This window comes from Rhodanobacter sp. FW106-PBR-R2A-1-15 (assembly GCF_058789735.1).
Map to the genome: position 1 here is coordinate 1 of NZ_JBYTEM010000072.1, position 526 is coordinate 526.

The 526-nt window shown below is 60.5% G+C and carries 1 protein-coding gene; it reads left to right on the forward strand.

Annotated features, from left to right (window positions below):
* Nucleotides 1-62: 62 nt before the first annotated feature.
* The coding region (locus tag AC3WTD_RS18540) for a helix-turn-helix domain-containing protein (protein WP_492614666.1) at nt 63-526 on the forward strand (464 nt) is incomplete at its 3' end.

Sequence of the window (526 nt, forward strand, 5' to 3'; positions counted from 1 at the left end):
ATACCAACTTGCGTTCAATAAACTAGATATACTCTTACCATCGCCTGGAAGGGAGATGGCAAGTGAAGACACTGATCGGCAACGACAAGGCCACGGTGAAGCGACTGGCGGAGCGACTGAAGCAAGCCGGATCGCATCGCGAGTACCAGCGAATCCAGTGCGTGCTGCTACGGGCCACACTGGGGAGCTCGGCGCAGGAGATTGCCCAGATCCTGGGATGGTCGGCGTCGACCGTCCATACGATCCATTCGCGCTGGGCCAAGGAAGGTGAGGCGATCTTCGCGCTGAACGAGCGTGGCGGCCGCCATCATCAGTACTTGAGCGAGGAAGAGGAGAAGGTACTGCTGGAGCCGTTTGTGCGACAGGCCGAGATGGGTGGGATGTTGCGTGCCTTGGATATCCGGCAGGCATATGCGGCACGGGTCGGCAAACCGGTGGCGCTGTCGACGATCTATCGCCTGTTGGAGCGGCATGGTTGGCGCAAGGTGATTCCACGGCCCCGCCACCCGAAGGCAGACGTTTCGGC